Source organism: Paenibacillus planticolens (assembly GCF_013141725.1).
GTDB classification, from domain to species: domain Bacteria; phylum Bacillota; class Bacilli; order Paenibacillales; family NBRC-103111; genus Paenibacillus_E; species Paenibacillus_E planticolens.
Map to the genome: position 1 here is coordinate 1 of NZ_WHNZ01000006.1, position 558 is coordinate 558.

At 45.9% G+C, this 558-nt stretch carries 1 pseudogene; it reads left to right on the forward strand.

The window, feature by feature from the left end:
- A pseudogene (locus tag GC097_RS00495) lies at positions 1–558 on the forward strand (hypothetical protein); the annotation flags it as partial.

Consider the following 558-nt stretch of genomic DNA (forward strand, 5'->3'; position numbering starts at 1 on the left):
AACCTTGAAATTGTAAAAGCGGGCTCAACGCTTGCTGCTAGTGACCTCTTTGACGAGAATGACAATGCACGTATTCAAGTGAAATTGAAAGCAAAATTAGATAAAACAGCGGACTACACGATTAACATCTACGGCGGTTCATCTTCCGCAACAGCAACAGTGAGCGTAGGCGCGGCGAACTTGGCTACGAAAGTAGAGTTCGATACGTCTTCCGTAACGCTTGCAGCGAATGACCCCGATGTATATGTACCACTGATCGTAACAGATGCGAATGGCAATAAATTAAGCGCACAAGACATCGTGGATAACGCAGATCGCTTTACTTTCAGCGTAACGAACGGTAAAGGTTCGATCCAAGAGACAGGCGCTGACAAAGGTAAATTGAAACTGGTCTTCGATTCTGTTAACACGGTAGGATCAAAAGTATATGTAACCGGCCAAATCAACCAATCGCAGTCCAACACATTTGTACAAACAAGCCTTCCGGTACAAGATGCACGTGTTGCTGACCGTATTACAGTAACAAGCGAGCCGGCTGCCAAAGCAATCCTAGGCGCA